A 19,409-nucleotide genomic window follows, 5' to 3' on the forward strand; every position below is an offset into this window, starting at 1 on the left:
TTGGGTCATGGGGATCGACGGACCGACCAACCATGACCTTTTTTTATGCGCCCTCCTCGCCGCATCGGCTCACCTCTCAAGGGCCTCCCTAAAAAAGAGGGATTTCTCTCCCCTATCTGGATTGCGGGGCCCCCTCTCTGGGTATAAGCTCCTACGTATTGGATAGTAGTTTTTGGCACGGAAGCTTCCATCTCATTTGAGTAGGAGAATTTCCTATGCCTTGTTTTCGATCGATTTCTGCTTGGATGGCGTTGTTGGGACTCTGCGTCGCTGGCTTGGCGACGACGCCAGCGACCGCGGCGGAAGAAGCTGCGGTAGCGGCGGAGCAAAAGATGGAGGCGAAACCGCGGAGCGAGCCGCGGGGGCGATTGCCGAACTTCTATGGGCAAGTCGTCAGCGAAAAGCAAAAGGAAGAGATCTACGAGATCCAGAGTTCGTACCAAGCCAAATTGGACGAACTGATTCGGCAGATCGTCGCGATTAAGGCGGAACGAGACGCCAAAATCAACCAGACGTTGACGCCCGAGCAGCTAAAAGAGGTCGCGAGCCTGCGAGCCGAATCGGAGAAACGGCAGACCGAGCGTCGAGCGGCGGCCACAAAATCGGAAAATGCGAAATAATCGGTAACGCCAACACCGAATTGTTGGGTAATTCAGCGCCGGTTGCGAAAGCGACCGGTTGGGGCAGCGCGTGCTCGAGCTTTCGAGCACGCGCTGATTTCGCTTCTTGGCTTGCTCCTCGCCGGAATGCGGTCAAATTGCCGATTCCAAGGCGTTTCAAGCGTTCTAGAGCAGTTCCGAGCGGATGGTCAGAGGATCGACTTGGACCGCTCCATCAAACGGGGTCGGAAAGACGGCGATCGTGTACTTCTGCTTCGCCAGCTTTTCGACGAACCGCTCCAGGAAACTAGATAGCTTAATGCTTTTCGGCGTGTAACGCTTCCATTTGTCGGTCGCGCAGAGTTGGGCGTGTTCCTGATCCGGGAAGACGACAAATCCTTTCTTCCGGTCGTCATCGACCGTTTCGGCCCAACCGTCGGCGTACAGTCCCCACAGCTCTTTGTTCTCTCGAACGACGCGAAGAAAGAATTGCAGGCGGTCCTGGCCGCCCAGGTCGACGGCGCTAAATCGTTTCGAGGAAAACATGAGATTTGACTTCTGGTGAGAAATATGAGGAGATGGTCCTATCGCCTGTTCGTAGATAGGCCAGCATTCTTATTCCGTCCCTCTAGCATCTAACGAATGACGCCTGGAGCCAAGTAGGAGGGCCTCGGCAGTCCGCATCGCAACAAATAGGAAAATTGACGAGGAGTTGCGGGATCACGTCGGCAGAGGGCGCCCGCGACGTTGTTGCCCATTAAATGAAGGCCAGTGGACAAGTAGTAGCCACTAACGTCGGTTCGTAGGCAAATGTCCAATATTTTACCTAGTTTCCTCGATAAAATTCGAGACCATGGCCCCCATTAAAGGGTGTCCGAACTTGGGAAATCGAATAAACTCTTAGGGATTGTAACTGCCTTGGAGCGTGTCCAGGGAGTGCAAGTCCAGTCACCCTTGCCCCCGATCTTTTACAATATGTGCCTACTGGCAATCCAATACCGATCGGTTGCTGAAGCGCCCATTCTGGTCGCCGCTAACCGAGAAGAATTTTACGATCGCCCCAGCTCTGCACCGTCGATTCAGTCTGGCAAGCCGCGCGCTTTGTGCGGAATTGATCAGCAAGCCGGCGGAACTTGGTTGGGCGTCAATCAACACGGGCTGTTCGTCGGTGCGTGCAATCGCCGCAAGATGAATCGCCCCATCGCCCCTCGCTCGCGAGGACTGCTCTGCCGCGAATTGCTTCGCGCCAGCTCGGCCCAAGCGGCTGTCGACATGGCGATGGAAGCGCTGAACAACGATGAGTACGACGGGGTTAACTTCGTGGTTGCTGACGGCCGTAGCGGCTGGGCGATCCACGGGGGCGACGACATCAACGCTCAACCGTTGGAAGAAGGCTTGAACCTGATCGCCGGCGGCGATCTGAACGATTCGCGTGACGAACGCGTGAAGTTGGCTCATCGCCTCTTGACGCTGCAGACGCTCGATTCGGCCGTCAAATTCCTCGCGGTGGCGAGCAAAGTGTTCGCTCGACCCGCGGCCGCTCCGGGACGTCCCGGAATGGTGATGGAAGGTCGCGAATGGGGAACGGTCAGCTCGACGCTGATCGCTCTCGGCAAAAAGCCGCGCGACGCCATCTATCAATTTGCCGGCGGCGCGCCGACCAAGACGCCGTATGAAGATTTCTCGCCGTTGCTGCGAGACATCCTCAGCCGCGGTCTTCGTGAATCGCGTACCAAGACGCAAGCCAGCTAACGCACTTGCGTTTACCAATTCGAGAACGACAAAGAGCCTCGCACGTGCGAGGCTCTTTTTTTTGCGCGTTTAAAAATCTGCCTACCGGGCGATTTGGCTGCGAACCTTTTACGGGGAATGCCGATCTAGATACCAAACCAAGTTGATCATGATTGTTTAAATGACTTTGGTATGTCCACCAAGCTCGCCAATCCGACCAATCTTCGCCGGCATCGGTCCTCCGGCGCTCGATCGATGATTCACCCCGGCGCACTCTGGGCGCTGCGTTGCTGTATGACGTTGAGCTGTCGTCGCTGTCGCTAGACGCATTTTCTCGCTCCGTCCGTTTCTCTGTCGCCGCCGCGCTGCACTTACGTTTTGTGCCGCGCGCTCATGCGGCGATTCTCTCGCAACGACAACAAAAGCTCAGGTGAAAAATGAACAAATTCGTTTACGGCTACCGGTACGCGCGCACCGGATTCACGTTGGTCGAACTGTTGGTGGTGATCGCGATCATCGGCGTTTTGATCGCTTTGCTGCTGCCGGCGGTGCAACAAGCCCGGGAAGCGGCGCGGCGCACGCAGTGCAAAAGCAATTTGAAGCAACTAGGCTTGGCGCTGCACAACTATCACGACATTCATCAATCGTTCCCGCCAGGAACGTTGATTTCGACCGGCGACTTTACGGCCGCCAATATCGCCGCGTGGGGCTGGAACGCCTTTCTGCTGCCGCAGTTGGAGCAGGTAAATCTCTACGAGCAATTGACCGTCTCCACTCGCGATCTGCACGCCGTGATGAAAGACGCTGGGACGCGGCCGCTATCGCAAACGCGTCTGAGCGTCTTTCGCTGCCCAACCGATACGGCGACGGATACGAATGACCAGCGGAGATTCACCAACGCCGTCTACGGCGATATCGCCGCCGGGACGTCGAACTACGTCGGTGTGACCGGCGCTCGTTGGTCGATGGCCGAGCAATGGAAAACGAACGGGCGAGATCCCTTTGGAATGCTCTGGCCGCTCAGTCGAACCCGCTTCGCCGACGTTACGGATGGTACGAGCAACACGTTCGTCATCGGCGAACGCGAATGGCGCGACTACGCTGCAACTTGGATTGGGGTCCGCAATTACAACGGAACCGGCAACTGGGGACTGCAGCAATCGCTCGGGCTGGTCGACGTCAAGCTGAATATCGGCGACGTCGAAGGGCAACGCGGCTTTAGCAGTCAGCATGCCGGCGGCGCCTTCTTCTTGTTTGGCGACGGACGGGTCAGCTTCATTCAAGAGGACATCGACTTCAACAGCGGCGGCGTTAATCAAGCGAGTCCGCCGGCCAGTCAGATCGGTTTGTTTCAACGTCTCGGTCGCCGTAGCGACGGACATGTCGTTTCCGAAGCCTTCTGACCGCTGCTGATCTCGCGGGGGAGCCAACGATGGGCTCCCCCCTTCTCTTTCGCTTCACCCAATCATTCGCTCAGGAGGCAAAAATGCGCGCAATCTATCGACTGCAAACGGAATGGGCCTTGATCGGATTCTCGCTTTTGGCCGGCTGCGGCGATGCGGGAGATCCCCAGCTGGGGAAAGTAACCGGCCGCGTGACGCTGGATGGAAAGACGCTAACGGAAGCGCGAATCGAGTTCACGCCGCGTAGCGGCTCTCCTTCTTACGGAACGACCGATCAAGAAGGGAACTATTCGCTGCGGTTCACCCGCGATCGCCAAGGGGCGATCGTCGGAACGCATACGGTAAGGATTCGGACGTTTCGTGACGAGGATGACGCTGGCCGTCGCCGAGCCGAACGTTTGCCCGACAAGTACAACACGCACAGCGAGCTTACCGGCGAAGTCATCGCCGGCGAAAATCGCATCGACTTCAGCCTGACGTCGCAGGGCCGCGTCACGCAACCGGATCGCGGCGGCTAGACCGCTTGATATTCGCAGCCCTACTTCGAGGAAATCACCAAAGGAATGTCGTTGTTGCCCGGCACGACGTCGACGACCAGGCCCGACTTTTCCGGATCGGCGAACCGTTTCGGAAAGATTCGTTTGAGGGCGGCTTCGCTGTAGGCGACCGATTCCCCGGCGTCGATCTTGGCCTGAACTTCCGGCGCAAGCTCTACCTTCTCGACCGCCACCTGGTAGGCGCCGGGGAGAACGCCGGCGCCATGCTTCGGCTTCAGGCCGTCGATATTGCTTAGCGTGGTCAGACGATAGACGCCGGACGAATCGGAGACGCCGACGCCGGCGCATCCTTGACCCGGTTCCAGCGGTTGAAAGGTAACGGTGGCGTCGGCGATCGGCACGCCGTCGAGCGTCACCAATCCTTCGACGTATTCGGTCGGTACGAACTTCGTCGCACTGCAACCAAGGGACAAAGCCAGCGCCGCCAAAAGCGAAAGCGACTTCCAGTGAGGGAAGAAGTTGGACATGAGAAAACCTATCGCGGTGGGTTGTTGATGTTCCGAAATCGCGGTGCTCCGCCAGCGCAACTGGGCTGGCGAATTAGGAACGACTTGAAGACGCGTTAGGGAAGCGTCACCACTTCACCATCGCTGATCGCGCCCAGAGCGCCCCAGACGCCATAGTTCGACGGGCCGGTGTAATCTTCGGGGATCGCAACCGTCAACGAATTGCCAACGTCGATCGTGTCCGGAATGAAATGAACCGAGCCGTCAACAAAGAGCGAATTCACCCCGCCGGGATGAAAGCTGCTGGCCGTGACCATCGGAGCGCCTTCGGCGGTCCAGCCGCAGGTCGGTCCGTTGGGAGGCAAGATGGTTTGGAACAGCGTGTAGGGAGAATTGCCGCTATACCAACGCCAGCCAAGTTGGTGGCTATTCGTCGAGACGTTGCCGGTTAACATCTGATCGGCGCCAACGCGAGCCAGGCAACTGCTTGGTTTGCGATCAGGCGCCGAAATGGCGATGCCGGAGCCGACATGTCGATCCGATTTCGCCGGGGTTACTTTCACTTCGGCTACCATGACCGAGTTGCTGGTCCCGTCCGTGATGGAGGACATTTTTCGCTTTTGCACATCGCCGCGGGCAAGTACGCCGCGGGCAGTTGTCGTTTGATAGTGGGCCCAGACGTCTCCTTGGCAACCGTGGTAGTTGGTTCGCCCGCGACTATCGACATCGTCGATGACCGAAGCGGCGGCGTCCGATGGACACGTGAATGCCGAGAGGATCGTGCTTACGCCGGCATCGTTATGGATGTTGGCGCCGCCGACCACCACTTTCGTTTGCAGGTCATCGTACAGGGCGTTTTGCTCGACGTACGGCAACAGCAGATAGAGGTAGCCCTGTTGCAAATACTTCGCCGCCGTCGAACCCCCTTGGGGCTGGCAAAGCGGATCGGCGTACGTCGACGGGAAGCGTCCATAGGTGTCATGAAACGTGTGGGTGGCGATTCCGAGCTGTTTCATGTTGTTAGTGCAGCTCATGCGACGGGCCGCCTCGCGAGCTTGTTGCACAGCCGGCAGCAGCAGTGCGATGAGCACGCCGATAATGGCGATCACCACGAGTAGTTCAACCAGGGTAAAGCCGAGACGTCCAGCGGAAGATCGTGACGTGGACTGCATGGGCAGAATCTCCAAGCGACTTAAGGGAGGAACGAATTCAAGCGAAGGATGAAGCTAGTTCGCTGCCCAAACCGCAAACGACGTTCCAGAATTTGCACTAATTCACTCGTCATTCCGGGAAATGGGGCCAAAACGCCATAACGCTAGGGATTCCCCGAGTTTTTCCTCCACTACGACAAGTGGTGGCGATCGGATAGGGCCATGTGGGGCATGTTACGCCGTGACTTTGTGCACAATTATTTGGCGAATCGTCTGCTGCGTGGGTGATCAATGCGGTGAAAATCAACCGTCCAGGCCGAAAAAACAGGCGGTTTGATTGAGTCCAGGCGTCGTTCGCGTTGTGGCCAAGCGCTGAGTCGCTGTTTATACTGCGCTCCGTTTTCAGGCCCCCCAAGCTCCGTCCGTCGAACTTTTTCGCCCGAGTAATTGATGACCCCAGCATCCATCAGCCGCCGCCAAGCTCTTGGCATTCTTGGTCTGTCCGCCCTCGGCGCTTCCCGCCTGTTCGCCGCCGAATCAAAACCGAAGCGGATCTTGCTCCGCTCTTCGTGGCAGACGATCAACATCGGCGACATCGCCCACACGCCTGGCGTGCTCCGTTTGATCTCGGAGTACTTGCCGGAGACCGAAGTGACCCTTTGGCCGAGCAAAGTCGACAACGGCGTCGATGAATTGCTGATGGCCAACTTCCCCCAGCTACGGATCATCAAGGACAAGAAGCAACTGTCGGCCGCCTTTGACGATTGCGATTTCCTGCTGCATGGATCGGGAGCTTCGTTGGTCGCCGAGAATGACGTCCGCCGCTGGGCGAAAGAGACCGGCAAGCCGTACGGCATTTATGGAATCACCTTCCCGCCGAAGAAGTCGCATCAAACGACCGCTTCGAGCGAAAAGGAGTTGGCCAGCGCCGTCGAAATGCTCAATGGCGCCCGCTTCGTCTATTTCCGCGACTCCCGCTCGCTCGCCTTCGCGAAAGAAAAAGGCGCCCACGCGCCGATCATGCAGTTCGGTCCCGATGGAGCGTTCGCCTGCGATTTGCGCGACGACGCTAAGGCCGATGCGTTCCTGAAAAAGCATGACCTGGAAACCGGCAAGTTCCTCTGCTGCATTCCGCGACTCCGTTACACCCCTTCGTGGATCTATAAGAAAACCGACGTTGAACCGGACAAACATGCTCGCAACGAGGAAATGAAAGAGCACGATCACGCGCCGCTTCGTCAGGCGATCATCGACGTCGTGACCAAGACCGACATGAAGGTGCTGGTCTGCCCGGAAGACCAAACGCAGATGCAGATCGGCAAAGAGATGCTGGTCGACAAACTGCCGGCCGCCGTGCGGAAGCGCGTCGTCTGGCGGCCAAACTATTGGTTGACCGGCGAAGCGGTCAGCGTCTACATCCGCAGCGCCGGCCTCTTCGGCAACGAGATGCACTCGCCGATCATGTGCATCGGCCACGGCGTTCCCGCCGTCGTCTGTCGCTGGGCTGAACAGACGACCAAGGGGTACATGTGGGACGACATCGGCTTGTCCGATTGGCTGTTTGACATGGACGACCCGGCGAGCGTCGCCAAGATCGCCCCGACGGTGCTCAACATCGCCCAGCATCCGGCAGCCGCCAAAGAAAAAGCGGTCGCGGCCCAGCACCGCGTCGAAGCGATCCAAGCCGAAACGATGGCGGTGCTCGGGCGAGAATTGGCGAAGACGTAAAGATCGCCGTTTGACCAAACACTAGCCCGCAGCGCAAGCGAGGGAATGCGGTTGCAAGTGAATGACTAAGGCCTAATGACTAATGTCTAATAGGGAAGAGAGACGCTTCTCGGCATTAGACATTAGTCATTAGACATTAGACATTTCCAACCGCATTCCCTCGGCTCGCGCCTCGGGTTAGTGTCACGTCGCCTAGTGTAGGGCGTTTCAAACGCTGGCTTGTCTGCCGCAAAACGGGCACTTGTCCCCGTTCGGAAAGTCCTCCGCGTCCTCTTCCTCGTCGCTGCGCAGCGCCGAGGTTTCGCGGTGGCCGCAGTCGGGGCACTTGTGCTCCCAACTGTGGATTTCCAACTCGTCGTTTTGAAAGTGGTTGTAAGTGCAAGTCATCATGGCGGACTTGCACTTGGGACAACCGCCGATCGTTTGACGATCGCGTGACATAAGGAACGACCGCTTTCTTAGAAGCCGCGGGCGGCGCAGATGTCGTCAAAGTCGCGCAGGTGATAGCCGACGCCGGCGAAGTCGAGCGTCTTGCACAAACCGCGAAGGGCCACGCCCATGCCGTCCGGACCGCTGAAGCCGCCGAACTGACCGCCACCTTTGACGTGCGGTTCGAGATCGAGGAAGACGCCGGGGATGCCGCGCTTCTTCAGCTTCTTTTCCAGCTTCGGAATCATCGTCGCAAAGTCGCGCAAGATCCGTTCGTGTCCGCTGTCGCCCAAGTTGGCCGGGACGAAGTTCTTCAGCGCGTCTTCGTCGATGTGACCCTTCTCGGTGATCGGCTTGGTCACCTTGTAATCTTTGATGTGCATCCAGCCGAGGCCCGGCTTCATCGCGACGTACTGCTGATAAACTTCGTCCGGCGTATAACCTTGGCAAACCAGGTTGCCGGCGTCGAAGATCAGCATCATCGCCGGGTGATTCACTTGCTTGTGGATCTGGGCCAGGATGTCGCCGTTTTGACCGATCAGGTTCGCTTCCACTTCCAGACCGAACGTCAGGTCGCTGCGATGGCACGCTTCGGCGATTTGACCGAGCTGATCGACCGCTTGCGAAATGTGATCCTGCGGATCCGAGCCGATCGGGTGATAGAACGAGAAGCCGCGGATCAGCTTCGTTTCAAACGCATGGGCCAGTTCGCAAGCCTTTTGGACTTCGGTGCTGAGGTACTTGTCGAACTTGACGAAGCGGTTCTTCGAACCGTCGTTGCTGTCGATCAGCTTCACTTTGCCGATCGGCGAACCGATCGAAGCGACGTTCAGGCCGTATTCCCCTTCCATGTGGCGAATCTTGGCGATTTCCGACTTGTTCAGCGCCATCACGTTCTTGATGCCGTTGCCGACGTCGATGAAGCGGAGACTGTAATACTCGAGACCGAGAGCCGCGAAAGCGCTGAATTGTTGGACAGCCAATTTGTCGTTCGCCGCTTCGTCCGCAAAGCCGGAGAGGAGGACTTGGGGAAGCTCGTTCATGAATCGCCCTAGCGAAAATGGTTTCAGGAACACTGAGAAAGACGTGTATTGTGCGGGGGAAGCCGACATGTCGCAACCACCCTGGGGCCGTATATTTCCGGCAAAAAAAGGGTGTCGCTTCGCGCCAAAAGTCGGGTTATTCTAGAGCGAACCGTCTTCGTTGGAGACGAACTCTCACCTCTCCCCTCCTTATTCCCTCCCCCCTTCCCTGTTCCGACTGCGAGAAAACGTCATGCGTATCGCGACGCTGCTGCTGCTGTTGTTGGTTTCCGCTTCCGCTTCGGCCAAGTCGTTCGTCTACGTCTCCAACGGCGGCGACAAGACGATCTCCATCTTTTCGATGGACGAAGAAAAGGGAGACCTGACGCTGGTCAAAACGCTGCAGCTGGAAGGGGCGCCCGGACCGATGGCGCTCTCGCCGGATCAGAAGTTCGCCTACGTGTCAGCCTCGCGCCCCGATCAACTGATTAGCTTCGCCACCGACCCCGAAACCGGCGACCTGAAGCAGCTGGAATCGACGCCGCTCGATGCGACCTCCTGCTTCATCTACTGCGATCCGACCGGCAAGTGGCTGCTGAACGCCTATTACAGCGCCGGCAAAGTGACCGTTCATCCGGTGAGCGGCGGCGATATCGGCGATTTGTCGCAGACGTTTCCGACGGCACAGAACGCCCACTGCATTCGGACCGACGCGACCAACAAGTTCGCTCTCGTTCCGCACACCGGCCCGAACAAGGTCTTCCAGTTCAAGTGGGACGCGACCAGCGGCAAGCTGACCGCCAACGATCCGCCGTCGGTCGATGCGCCTGGGATGAACGAGCCGCGACACATTCAGTTCCACCCGACGCTGCCCCTCTGCTTCTCGTCGGACGAGTACAACGACAGCATCACCTCGTACGACTACGATCCGGCCAAGGGAACCTTGCAGCCGCGTCAGACCGTGTCGACCTTGCCGGCCGACTACGAAGCTCGCAAAGCGAATACGTGCGCCGATATCGAGCTGACCGCCGACGGCAAGTTCGCCCTGGTCAGCAATCGCGGGCACAACTCGATCGCCCGGTTTGCGATCGGCGACGATGGGCAGGTGACCGCACTTGGCCAAACGCCGACCGAAAACACGCCCCGATCGTTTAACTTGAGCCCCAGCCAGAAATTTCTCTACTCGGCCGGCCAAAAAAGCGACCAAGTGGCCGCCTATCGTTTCGATAAAACGACTGGCGACCTGACGCAATTTGCCGCCTACAAGACCGGCAAAACCCCCAGTTGGGTGCAGGTCGTTACCTTCGCCGACTAGTTTTAAGGGCGTAGCGCCGGTATTCCGGCAACAAGGCATCTCAAGGGCGGCTTGCGCAACTTTGCGCAAGTGTGCGCCGAAGGGAATCTTGTTGCCGAAACGGCGTGGATTGCGTACCTTAGATAGTAGGAAAACGTGCACACCGGCCCCACTTGGCCGCTCCCCGCCTACCTACCACACTCCCGCCTCTAGGATATGCCGCCCATGCGCCGAACTTGGCTATGGATGCCGCTGGTAATTTCGCTGTTTGCGTCGGCTGTTGCGCGCTCGGAAGAAGCGAAGCCAGCCGAGGTGAACTTCACGCCGGAGCAGATCCAATTCTTCGAAACGAAGGTCGCTCCGCTGTTGGCCAAGCATTGCAACGAGTGCCACTCCGCCAACTCGCGCAAACTTGAAGGGGGCCTGATCCTTGACAATCGCGCCAGCATCCTTGCCGGCGGCGATAGCGGGCCTGCCGCCGAACCTGGCAATGCCGACGAGAGCATGCTGGTTCAAGCGGTGCGCTATGACGACTCCGGCTATCAGATGCCCCCGAAAGGAAAGCTGAGCGCCGAAGAAATCGCCGTCTTCGAGAAGTGGGTCGCCGACGGCATGGCCGATCCGCGCGGCGGCGAAGCGATCACCTACGTCGAAAAAGATCCCCGCGACTTCTGGTCGTTCCACCATCCGCAGCGCCACGAGCCGCCGCAAGTGAAACAAGCCGACTGGCCCCAGAGCCGCGTCGACAACTTCATCTTGGCCAAGCAGGAAGAGAAAGGGCTCTCCCCTTCTCCGCTGGCCGACAAGCAAGTGCTGGTTCGTCGTCTCTACTTCGACCTGACCGGCTTGCCGCCGACCAAAGAGCAGATTGACGCCTACGTTAATGATCAAGAACCCAACGCGACCGAAAAGCTGGTCGACCAACTCCTTGCGTCGCCTCACTTCGGCGAACGTTGGGCTCGTCACTGGTTGGATGTCGCTCGCTACGCCGATACCAAGGGTTACGTCTTCCAAGAAGACCGCGGTTATCCCGGCGCCTACAAGTACCGCGACTGGGTCGTCGCTTCGCTCAACGAAGACCTGCCGTTCGACAAGTTCGTCGCGCAGCAGTTGGCCGCCGATCGTTTGCCCGAAGGGGAACGTCACCTCGAGGCGCTCGGCTACCTGACGCTCGGTCGTCGCTTTTTGAACAACCGCCATGACATCCTCGACGATCGGATCGACGTCGTCGCCCGCGGCTTCTTGGGACTGACCGTCGCTTGTGCGCGTTGCCACGATCACAAGTTCGACCCGATCAGCCAGGCCGACTACTACAGCATGTACGGCGTCCTTGGCAGCACGAAGGAAGAGACCCCGGAAGGCATGCCGCCGGTTCTGCAAGACGAGAAGCCGCACGACGTCCACATCTTCAAGCGTGGTCAGCCCGGCAACCGCGGCGACATCGCCAAGCGGCAGTTCCTGACGGTGTTGACCGAAAAAGACAAACCGATGCCGCTGACCGACGGAAGCGGACGCCTGCAGCTCGCGCAAGCGATCGCTTCACGCGACAACCCGCTCACCGCGCGGGTCTTCGTCAACCGCGTCTGGGGCCATATCTTTGGCGAGAGCCTGGTCACGACGCCGAGCGACTTTGGCGTGCAAGGCGAACTGCCGAGCCATCCCGAATTGCTCGACGACATGGCGGTAGAGTTCATGGAAGATGGTTGGTCGGTCAAACGCTTGATCCGCCGCCTGGTCCTGACCGCCACTTATCAGCAGTCGAGCGCCGATCGTCCCGATTGCCGCGCCAGCGACGCGACCAACGTTTATCTCTGGCGGATGAATCGTCGCCGCTTGGACTTTGAATCGTCACGCGACAGCCTGCTGGTCGCAACCGGTTCGCTCGACGAAACGATCGGCGGTCCGGCGGTCGACATCACCGCTAGCCCTTCGCCGCCCCGTCGGACGATTTACGGCCAGGTCGATCGCCAGAACTTGCCCGGCATGTTCCGCACGTTTGACTTCGCCGGCCCCGATTCGCATTGCCCGATTCGTCCCGAAACGACGGTCCCGCAGCAAGCCTTGTTCATGCTGAACAGCTCGTTCGTCTTGAACCAGGCCGAAAAGCTGGCCCGCGATTCGGCCTCGATCGCCGATCCTCGCCAGCGCGTCACGCAGCTCTATCAACGAGCTCTCGGCCGCGATCCAAGCGATCAAGAATTGAACCTGGCGACGCAGTTCGTCACCACCGCGCCCAGTGATCCGGCCCCGGCCACTCCGTGGCTCTACGGGTACGGTAGCCGCGACGCCGAGACCGGCAAAATCGCCGAGTTCACGCCGTACTCGCACGTTTCGACCGACGGCAAGACCTGGCAAGCCGATACCGAGCTGCCGAACAAGGTCGCCGGTTGGTCGAGCCTGCACGCCGCCGGCGGTCATCCCGGCAGCCTGAAGTTCGCCGCGATTCGTCGCTGGGTCGCTCCGGTCGGCGGTGAGATTTCGATCGAAGGGAAACTCCACCACAAGTCGGAAAACGGCGACGGCGTCTTCGTTTCGATCGTCGGTCCGGCCGGGCCTATCGGTAACTGGAAAGCCAAACATGGCGGCGCCCAGACCAACGTCGCCAAGGTTGAAGTGAAGGCTGGCGACGTCATCGACTTCGTCTGCGAGTCGGGCGAAACGATCTCGAACGACAGCTTTGAATGGGCCGTCAACCTGGTGATGCGGGGAGACTCGATTCAGGCCTGGAACAGCGCCTCCGACTTCAACACGCAGCGACCGGTCGACGCTTGGTCCCAACTGAGCCAAGTGTTGCTGGTCTCCAACGAATTTCACTTTGTTGATTAACCGCACGAGCGCCTTTGGCGCCCGAGGATACTATGGATAACTGGATCACCTCGCCCAATCAGGACGTCCTCAATCGTCGTCAGATGCTTTCGCTGACCGGCATGGGGCTCGGTTCGCTCGCGCTCGGTTCGATCTTCGGCAACACGGCCCAAGCCGCGCCGGCCAATCCGCTATTGCCGAAGGCGCCCCACTTTCCGGCCAAGGCGAAGCACGTCATTCACATCTTCCTGAACGGCGGTCCGTCGCATGTCGACACCTTCGATCCGAAGCCGAAACTGCAGGAGTGGGCCGGCAAAGAGATCCCGGTCAAACTGAAGACCGAACGTCCGACCGGCGTCGCCCTTCCCTCGCCTTACAAGTTCCAGCAGTACGGCCAGAGCGGCATCGAAGTGAGCGAGATCTTCTCGAATCTCGGCGAGTGCGTTGACGACATGTGCTTCATCCGTTCGATGCACGCCAACGTCCCGAACCACGAGCCGTCGCTGCTGCTGATGAACTGCGGCGAAGCCCGCTTGCCGCGGCCGAGTCTCGGTTCGTGGTTGGTGTACGGGCTCGGTACTGAAAACCAGAATCTGCCGTCCTTCATCTCGATGTGCCCCGGCGGCTATCCGATTCAAGAGTCGCAAAACTGGCAGTCCGGCTTCCTGCCGGGCGTCTTCCAGGGAACCTACGTCGACACCAAGAACACCGACCTCGAAAAGCTGATCGCCAACGTCCGCAACCAGCGGATGGATCACAACGCCCAGGTCCGCCAGCTTGAACTGCTGCGTCAGCTGAACGCTCAGCATCAAGCCGAACGAGGCTCTGACCCGCAGCTCGAATCGCGGATCCAGTCGTTCGAGCTCGCCTTCCGCATGCAAACCGAAGCGGCCGAAGCGTTCGACGTTTCCCGCGAACCGAAGCACATTCTCGACATGTACGGCGAAGGAACCCAGGCTCGCCAGATCCTGGTCGCTCGCCGTTTGGTCGAACGGGGCGTCCGCTTCGTCCAGGTTTGGCACGGCCAAGGTCAGCCTTGGGACAACCATGACGACATCGAAGTGAACCACCGCCGCCTGGCCAAGCAGTGCGATCAGGCGATCGCCGCCTTGCTGAAAGACCTGAAGCAATGCGGTCTGCTGGAAGAGACGCTGGTGCTCTGCTCCGGCGAGTTCGGCCGCACCCCGACAGTCGAAATGCCGAAGGAAGGCTCCAACGCCGGCAAGATCAACGGCCGCGACCATAACCACTACGGCTTCACCGCCTGGATGGCTGGCGGCGGCGTCAAAGGAGGCCACGTCCATGGCGCCACCGACGAGTTCGGTTTCGCCGCGGTCGAAGACAAGGTCCACGTCCACGACCTGCACGCCACGATCATGAAGCTGATGGGCTTCGACCACGAGAAACTGACCTACCGCTACGCCGGCCGCGACTTCCGCCTGACCGACATTCATGGTCACGTGGTCGAGGATATCATCGCCTAGCGGCGAAATGCCTAATGACTAAGCTCTAATGTCTAACCGGGAGCGGAATTGCGTCTCGGTCTTCCCTTAGACATTGGTCATTAGACATTAGTCATTCCCTGCCCCCGCCATTCGGTTTCCCACACCCAATCAGGTCTCCATCGGCCGGTTGACTAGGGCCCGATCGGCATTAAAATCATGAAACCTTCGTTAACCTGCCCTTTCTCGGCTGCAGTAGAGCCGACAGCCGCCGGTTGACGATAAGTAGAGGGAACGGCAATCGCCCGTTCCGCAGCGAGCTAACCTCTTCGCTCGCTCCAAGTTGGGCTCCGCCCAACCGCCTCAAAACCTGAGAAATACGCCCCCTTCGTCTAGTGGCCCAGGACGTTGGATTCTCAGTCCAAAAACACGGGTTCGACTCCCGTAGGGGGTACTTTTTCCAAGCCGCACTTGTGCGGCTTTTTTTATGCGCTCGCAGGCATGCAACTCCACCTCCCAATCTTCGCTTGAATCTCCCCGTCCGCTCCGGTAGGTTGAGTTCTGATATCTCGCTATATCGCTTTCCTCCCTTCCCTCCTGTCGCTGCGAGACGATCATGCGAACCGTTTCCCCCTTCGCTCTCTTGTTGCTCTTCCTGAACGTCTCGGTCGGTTTGGCGATCGATCCTTGGCGGACGTACTCGCCGCGGAAAGAGCTGGAGCCGGAGTTCCGCGTGACGTCGGAAGGTCCGGAGGGACAACCGGGCTACGTGATTGAGCATGACGAGCGCGACGCGTTGGATGGCGCCTGGATGCGGACGTTTCCGATCAAGGGAGGCCAGCACTTTCGATTGTCCGCGTCCGCCAAGCTGGCCGGCGCTTCTTATCCGCGTCGTCAGGCCTACGCCGAAGTTTGGTTCACCAATGACGACGAGAAGGTCCTGATCGACGACGCGAAGAATCAGTCGCGTCCTTACTTCGCCGCCGAGACCAATACCGACGACGCCGGCTGGACGCATTTTGAAGGCGTCTTCCCTGCTCCGCCGTCCGCCACCAAGGCGATCGTCAAGCTCCACCTGCGCTGGGCGCCCAACAGCCGCATCGTTTGGACCCCGGCGAGCCTTGAGCCCGCCGATCCGCCGCAGCCGCGCAAGGTTCGTCTGGCCGCGATCAATTTTCATCCCCGCGGCGGGAAGACGACCCTCGACAACTGTCGTCAGTGCGAGCCGTACATCGCCCAGGCCGCCGAGCAGAAAGCGAACCTCGCCGTATTTGGCGAGATCCTGCCAGAGCTCGGCACGCCGCTCACCTTCGAAGAAGCGGCCGAGCCGATTCCTGGTCCCTGCACCCAACTGCTCGGCACGTACGCCAAGAAGTACGGCCTTTACCTCGTTACCAGCATGCACGAGAAAGCGGACCACAAGATCTACAACACCGCCGTCCTGATTGGCCCCGATGGCGAGTTGGTCGGCAAGTATCGCAAGGTCTGTCTGGCCCGCGACGAATATCGCAAAGGCGTAGCGCCCGGCGACAGTTTTCCGGTCTTCGACACGCCGATCGGTAAGATCGGGATGATGATCTGCTTTGACGTCCACATGCCGGAAGTCGCTCGCGGCCTCTGCGGAAATGGCGCCGAGATCATCGCGATGCCGATCATGGGGGGCGATCCGAATCTGGCGAAGGCCCGCTGCATCGAGAATCAGGTCTACCTGGTGACGTCGACCTACTCGCTCACCCCAGACTGGATGCAGTCCGGCGTCTGGAACCTGGCGGGCGAAATGATCGCCACCGCAACCGAAAAGGATAGCGTCACGGTCGCCGAAGTCGATCTCGCGCAGCCCTATCTCTGGCGTGCCAATATGGGGCAGTTCCGGACGCGACTGCGTCACGAACGCCCCGGCAATATTCTGCCGGAGTAACGCCTCACTCGTTCTCGTCGCCTCGCTGCTCTTCTAACGTTGGGCCGTGACTTACCTTGACCACGCCGACCAACCCCAAGAACGCGCAGCAGGCCGCAACGCCAATCAGCAGCGGCTTCGGCTCGGTCGGAAAGAGGAGGAAGAAGCCCTTTCCTTTGATCAGCGCCGAATAGCTCGAAACGCAGAACGGAAAAAGGTAGAGCCGGAAGATCACCCAGCGGTCGAGCGCCTGGTCTCTTTGCGCCGCTGCCAGGTTGAGGGCGAAGCCAATCAGAATGGCGATCCCCACTGACGAAAGCCATAGTTCCGGCGATGGCTCGAAATGCTGCAGAACGATCGCGAAATACCAAACCAGGTAACACCAGAGAATGAGCTTGGTCGGTTGAAGTTCCGCAAAGTATTTCTTCATACGGCCGTCATCGCAACTCGCAAAGAAGGATGCTCACGTCCGGGGATAGCGGAACTTCGCGGGGCGACGCGCTTCGCGAAATTAATCGTCCAATCCATCCAAGTCGTCATCGTCGTCGTCATCATCGTCCGACTTGCCACCCAGGACGTCTTCGACCACCACTTCGATCATCGCCGGTTGAATGATAAAGAACTTGGCGATCTCCACGTTCATCTTCTGCGATAACCCACTGATCAGCGGATCGTTCACCAGGTTGACCCCCGGCGGGCGCAGCGCAAACTCGACGTACGGGCTCTCTTCAATCTGGGCGAGTCCGGCGATGTGCCGGATCAGACGCTCGTGCCACTCGGAATCGGCTTGCAGTTTTTCGGACTTCGCCAGCTTGTTGCGCAGCTGCATGATCGCGTTGGCCAACAGTAGAAAGGAGGCCTGCTTCACGGTGTCGGGGTCGAGCGCTTCAAGTTGCTGGTCCGAGAGGGACTCGTCGATGATGCTGGGGACGAAGCTCATCAGAAAGAGTTCGATATAGTGGTCGATCGCGTCGATCCGGACCCCCTCAAACTCACCGCTCCGCAAGGCGTTGACCGCGTCACGGAGCGCCATGATCGGTTCGCCAACCTTTTCTCCGCCAAGTTCCCAGCGATTCGTCATGATCGTTCCGTTGCCGAAAAAAAGGAGCCTGGGGCGATTCTACCGGAACCCCGGACGAGATCGCCAGTCGACTTTCGGCGAGCCGGCCCAAAGCCCTCCCCCTCACTTTTGCGGGACAAAGCGATTCCCGTCAATCGTCACGTTGGTGCATCCGTCAGCGTCGATCTCTTGCGCCGCGCCGCTGAACGTATTTCCCTGGATCACAATCTGGCCTCCGCCTGGGTGGCACTTGATCGCAAACTCGGCATGGTCTCCGCTGACGAAGATGTTGTCGCGGACGATCACGTTGCCGTATTTCCCCCCCGCCTCATGCGTCGTGAAATAGAGCTCCGGATAGGTTTCGTAGTCGCCGGTGACGAACGACCTACGTCCTCGCTGCGGCGACGGTTCGCACTTGGTCGTGTTGTTGACGAAGACGTTGTTGGCCAATACGAAGTTGGTCGGCTGATTGATCCAGCTGCCGCGGCCGCCGTTGCGAAACGTATTTCCCGTGATCACGACGTCGCGGCATGACTTCTCGACGCTGATCACACGCGAACCATTGGTCCCGTCGACCGTGTTGCCGCTGATCACCGCGTTCTGGCAATACTCGGCCAAAAAGAAGGCGCCCATCCGCGAGCCGAGAATCTGGTTCGCGGTAAAGACGACGTTGCGGCAATATTGAATGTGCATCGTGTCGCCGAGCGCGCTGAGCTGACAGCCCCGCACGATCACGTCGTTGCAGTGAACGAAATCAAACGCTCCCTTGCCCGGTCCGCTGCCGCTCGGCGCATACAACGCCAAATGGGCCCGGAAGAGATCCGTAATCATCTTCAGCTTGGCGCCCCCGTCGCTGGCGAACTTGATCGGCTCGCCGTGCGGCTCTAAGGCGATGCGAATAAACTCCGGCTGACTGTCGACGATGAAATATTGTCGCCCGCGGACCAAATTCGTCGGCAGCGTGTCGCCATAGAAACAGACGCACCCTTTCCCTCGTTCGCTGGTCGGCGTGACGGCGAGCGGCTTCGCATTGTCGAGCCAGACGCGGTCCTCCCCCTGTTTCATGGTCAGGGAAGTCCGAATCAGATCCCGCGGAAAATACTTCGCCGCCATCTGCTGCTGTTCGGCCGAAAAATCTTCCGGCCAGACGGTGATCTGCCAGAGGAGACCGTAGTCCCACATGAACTTGCCGCTGCGGATCAGCCGGCAACCTTCCAGCGTAACGCCGCTCGCTCCTTGCACGGTTACGACCGCGCCGGCGACGTCGCTTGATTGGATATTGGCGAACCGCAGGTTCTCGCTTTGTCCCTCTTTGCTGCTGCTGATCACGATCGGCCGCGAGTTGGCCTGCGGCTCCCAGACGTTGTCGCTCCGATCGAGGTCAAAGACGTGCCCGACGAACTTGCCCCCTTCCCACGAAAAGTTGCGGAGGTCAGTCCCGGTAAACATCACGCCGCGATGGCCCGGCAGCGACTCCGGAAAGCGAAACTCCGCGCCTCGCGCGACCACCGCCAAGTCCGACTTCAGCACGATCGGCGACGCGCCATCCAGCCGATAAACGCCCGGCGGGATCGTCACGACCTCCCCTGCCCCGGCGTCACGAAACAGCGCCTCTAGCGTCTCCCGATCATCCGCTGAGAGCCGAGCAGGAATGAGCAACGTCCAAACGCCGAACAGGAGAGCCGCGGCAAACAGCGCGGAAGGAGAAAGCAGGCGAGTCATAGGGCGGCGAACTCACAAAGGCGGGGCGGCGAACATCGAGCGGGGCAACTTTACGCAAACCCTCTACTCTAATCCCCAGCCGCATCTCTCGCCACGCAACGGCGGCGGCTCTGTCCTCTGCCC

At 59.3% G+C, this 19,409-nt stretch carries 17 protein-coding genes and 1 tRNA gene; 10 read left to right on the forward strand and 8 right to left on the reverse strand.

Annotated features, from left to right (window positions below):
- Positions 1–215: 215 nt before the first annotated feature.
- Positions 216–620, forward strand: a complete 405-nt coding sequence (locus tag LOC68_RS24575) for a low affinity iron permease family protein (protein ID WP_230223814.1) — start codon at positions 216–218, stop codon at positions 618–620.
- 165 nt (positions 621–785) lie between these two features.
- Here the strand turns inward: LOC68_RS24575 and LOC68_RS24580 are convergent, their stop codons facing one another.
- Complete coding sequence (locus LOC68_RS24580; protein ID WP_230223816.1) at positions 786–1,145, reverse strand: DUF2750 domain-containing protein; 360 nt, start codon at positions 1,143–1,145, stop codon at positions 786–788.
- A 429-nt stretch (positions 1,146–1,574) separates the two neighbouring features.
- Between LOC68_RS24580 and LOC68_RS24585 the strand changes: the two genes are divergently transcribed.
- The 3 genes from LOC68_RS24585 (at position 1,575) to LOC68_RS24595 (ending at position 4,251) form a co-directional block, all read left to right on the forward strand.
- On the forward strand, positions 1,575–2,351 hold the full coding sequence (locus LOC68_RS24585) for an NRDE family protein (protein ID WP_230223818.1): 777 nt from the start codon (positions 1,575–1,577) through the stop codon (positions 2,349–2,351).
- Positions 2,352–2,767: 416 nt separating this feature from the next.
- Positions 2,768–3,733, forward strand: a complete 966-nt coding sequence (locus tag LOC68_RS24590) for a DUF1559 domain-containing protein (protein ID WP_230223820.1) — start codon at positions 2,768–2,770, stop codon at positions 3,731–3,733.
- An 83-nt stretch (positions 3,734–3,816) separates the two neighbouring features.
- Positions 3,817–4,251 (forward strand): carboxypeptidase regulatory-like domain-containing protein, encoded by a 435-nt coding sequence (locus tag LOC68_RS24595; protein WP_230223822.1) that lies wholly within the window; start codon positions 3,817–3,819, stop codon positions 4,249–4,251.
- A 20-nt stretch (positions 4,252–4,271) separates the two neighbouring features.
- Here LOC68_RS24595 and LOC68_RS24600 read toward each other — a convergent pair whose 3' ends face one another.
- Both LOC68_RS24600 and LOC68_RS24605 read right to left on the reverse strand, forming a co-directional pair.
- The gene (locus tag LOC68_RS24600; protein WP_230223824.1) at positions 4,272–4,757 is read right to left on the reverse strand and encodes a carboxypeptidase-like regulatory domain-containing protein; all 486 of its coding nucleotides are present in this window, start codon (positions 4,755–4,757) and stop codon (positions 4,272–4,274) included.
- Positions 4,758–4,852: 95 nt separating this feature from the next.
- Positions 4,853–5,908, reverse strand: coding sequence for a DUF1559 domain-containing protein (locus LOC68_RS24605; RefSeq protein ID WP_230223832.1), 1,056 nt, complete (start codon positions 5,906–5,908; stop codon positions 4,853–4,855).
- A 429-nt stretch (positions 5,909–6,337) separates the two neighbouring features.
- Here LOC68_RS24605 and LOC68_RS24610 point away from each other — a divergent pair, with 429 nt between their 5' ends.
- Complete coding sequence (locus LOC68_RS24610) at positions 6,338–7,615, forward strand: polysaccharide pyruvyl transferase family protein (RefSeq protein WP_230223833.1); 1,278 nt, start codon at positions 6,338–6,340, stop codon at positions 7,613–7,615.
- Positions 7,616–7,822: 207 nt separating this feature from the next.
- On the opposite strand, the gene LOC68_RS24615 is transcribed toward LOC68_RS24610, so the two are convergent.
- Both LOC68_RS24615 and LOC68_RS24620 read right to left on the reverse strand, forming a co-directional pair.
- On the reverse strand, positions 7,823–8,056 hold the full coding sequence (locus LOC68_RS24615) for a hypothetical protein (RefSeq protein WP_230223835.1): 234 nt from the start codon (positions 8,054–8,056) through the stop codon (positions 7,823–7,825).
- A 17-nt stretch (positions 8,057–8,073) separates the two neighbouring features.
- A complete protein-coding gene (locus tag LOC68_RS24620; protein ID WP_230223837.1) occupies positions 8,074–9,087 on the reverse strand; it encodes a sugar phosphate isomerase/epimerase family protein in 1,014 nt (337 codons plus the stop codon).
- Between the two features lie 232 nt (positions 9,088–9,319).
- Between LOC68_RS24620 and LOC68_RS24625 the strand changes: the two genes are divergently transcribed.
- The 5 genes from LOC68_RS24625 to LOC68_RS24645 all read left to right on the forward strand — a co-directional run bounded on the left by LOC68_RS24625 (position 9,320) and on the right by LOC68_RS24645 (position 16,525).
- A complete protein-coding gene (locus tag LOC68_RS24625) occupies positions 9,320–10,381 on the forward strand; it encodes a lactonase family protein (protein WP_230223838.1) in 1,062 nt (353 codons plus the stop codon).
- A 204-nt stretch (positions 10,382–10,585) separates the two neighbouring features.
- Positions 10,586–13,186 (forward strand): PSD1 and planctomycete cytochrome C domain-containing protein, encoded by a 2,601-nt coding sequence (locus LOC68_RS24630; RefSeq protein ID WP_230223847.1) that lies wholly within the window; start codon positions 10,586–10,588, stop codon positions 13,184–13,186.
- A gap of 32 nt (positions 13,187–13,218) precedes the next feature.
- Positions 13,219–14,649 (forward strand): DUF1501 domain-containing protein, encoded by a 1,431-nt coding sequence (locus tag LOC68_RS24635; protein WP_230223849.1) that lies wholly within the window; start codon positions 13,219–13,221, stop codon positions 14,647–14,649.
- Between the two features lie 339 nt (positions 14,650–14,988).
- Positions 14,989–15,061, forward strand: a tRNA-Glu gene (locus LOC68_RS24640).
- A gap of 162 nt (positions 15,062–15,223) precedes the next feature.
- Positions 15,224–16,525 (forward strand): carbon-nitrogen hydrolase family protein, encoded by a 1,302-nt coding sequence (locus tag LOC68_RS24645; protein WP_230223851.1) that lies wholly within the window; start codon positions 15,224–15,226, stop codon positions 16,523–16,525.
- A 4-nt stretch (positions 16,526–16,529) separates the two neighbouring features.
- Here LOC68_RS24645 and LOC68_RS24650 read toward each other — a convergent pair whose 3' ends face one another.
- From LOC68_RS24650 to LOC68_RS24660, 3 genes are all read right to left on the reverse strand, one after another.
- Complete coding sequence (locus LOC68_RS24650; RefSeq protein ID WP_230223858.1) at positions 16,530–16,934, reverse strand: hypothetical protein; 405 nt, start codon at positions 16,932–16,934, stop codon at positions 16,530–16,532.
- Between the two features lie 81 nt (positions 16,935–17,015).
- On the reverse strand, positions 17,016–17,585 hold the full coding sequence (locus LOC68_RS24655; protein ID WP_230223860.1) for a hypothetical protein: 570 nt from the start codon (positions 17,583–17,585) through the stop codon (positions 17,016–17,018).
- A gap of 102 nt (positions 17,586–17,687) precedes the next feature.
- Positions 17,688–19,286 carry a right-handed parallel beta-helix repeat-containing protein gene (locus LOC68_RS24660; RefSeq protein ID WP_230223868.1) on the reverse strand — a complete coding sequence of 533 codons (1,599 nt, stop codon included), beginning with the start codon at positions 19,284–19,286 and terminating at the stop codon, positions 17,688–17,690.
- Between the last annotated feature and the right edge of the window lie 123 nt (positions 19,287–19,409).

It is taken from the genome of Blastopirellula sediminis (assembly GCF_020966755.1).
Taxonomy (GTDB): Bacteria; Planctomycetota; Planctomycetia; order Pirellulales; family Pirellulaceae; genus Blastopirellula; species Blastopirellula sediminis.

What these genes read in the sequence shown, in the direction of transcription:
- LOC68_RS24660 (WP_230223868.1), bottom strand. Translation starts at nt 19,286, where the DNA reads ATGACTCGCCTGCTTTCTCCTTCCGCGCTGTTTGCCGCGGCTCTCCTG.
- LOC68_RS24635 (WP_230223849.1), top strand. Translation starts at nt 13,219, where the DNA reads ATGGATAACTGGATCACCTCGCCCAATCAGGACGTCCTCAATCGTCGT.
- LOC68_RS24585 (WP_230223818.1), top strand. Translation starts at nt 1,575, where the DNA reads ATGTGCCTACTGGCAATCCAATACCGATCGGTTGCTGAAGCGCCCATT.
- LOC68_RS24620 (WP_230223837.1), bottom strand. Translation starts at nt 9,087, where the DNA reads ATGAACGAGCTTCCCCAAGTCCTCCTCTCCGGCTTTGCGGACGAAGCG.
- LOC68_RS24625 (WP_230223838.1), top strand. Translation starts at nt 9,320, where the DNA reads ATGCGTATCGCGACGCTGCTGCTGCTGTTGTTGGTTTCCGCTTCCGCT.
- LOC68_RS24575 (WP_230223814.1), top strand. Translation starts at nt 216, where the DNA reads ATGCCTTGTTTTCGATCGATTTCTGCTTGGATGGCGTTGTTGGGACTC.
- LOC68_RS24655 (WP_230223860.1), bottom strand. Translation starts at nt 17,585, where the DNA reads ATGACGAATCGCTGGGAACTTGGCGGAGAAAAGGTTGGCGAACCGATC.
- LOC68_RS24615 (WP_230223835.1), bottom strand. Translation starts at nt 8,056, where the DNA reads ATGTCACGCGATCGTCAAACGATCGGCGGTTGTCCCAAGTGCAAGTCC.
- LOC68_RS24590 (WP_230223820.1), top strand. Translation starts at nt 2,768, where the DNA reads ATGAACAAATTCGTTTACGGCTACCGGTACGCGCGCACCGGATTCACG.
- LOC68_RS24650 (WP_230223858.1), bottom strand. Translation starts at nt 16,934, where the DNA reads ATGAAGAAATACTTTGCGGAACTTCAACCGACCAAGCTCATTCTCTGG.
- LOC68_RS24610 (WP_230223833.1), top strand. Translation starts at nt 6,338, where the DNA reads ATGACCCCAGCATCCATCAGCCGCCGCCAAGCTCTTGGCATTCTTGGT.
- LOC68_RS24580 (WP_230223816.1), bottom strand. Translation starts at nt 1,145, where the DNA reads ATGTTTTCCTCGAAACGATTTAGCGCCGTCGACCTGGGCGGCCAGGAC.
- LOC68_RS24630 (WP_230223847.1), top strand. Translation starts at nt 10,586, where the DNA reads ATGCGCCGAACTTGGCTATGGATGCCGCTGGTAATTTCGCTGTTTGCG.
- LOC68_RS24645 (WP_230223851.1), top strand. Translation starts at nt 15,224, where the DNA reads ATGCGAACCGTTTCCCCCTTCGCTCTCTTGTTGCTCTTCCTGAACGTC.
- LOC68_RS24600 (WP_230223824.1), bottom strand. Translation starts at nt 4,757, where the DNA reads ATGTCCAACTTCTTCCCTCACTGGAAGTCGCTTTCGCTTTTGGCGGCG.
- LOC68_RS24605 (WP_230223832.1), bottom strand. Translation starts at nt 5,908, where the DNA reads ATGCAGTCCACGTCACGATCTTCCGCTGGACGTCTCGGCTTTACCCTG.
- LOC68_RS24595 (WP_230223822.1), top strand. Translation starts at nt 3,817, where the DNA reads ATGCGCGCAATCTATCGACTGCAAACGGAATGGGCCTTGATCGGATTC.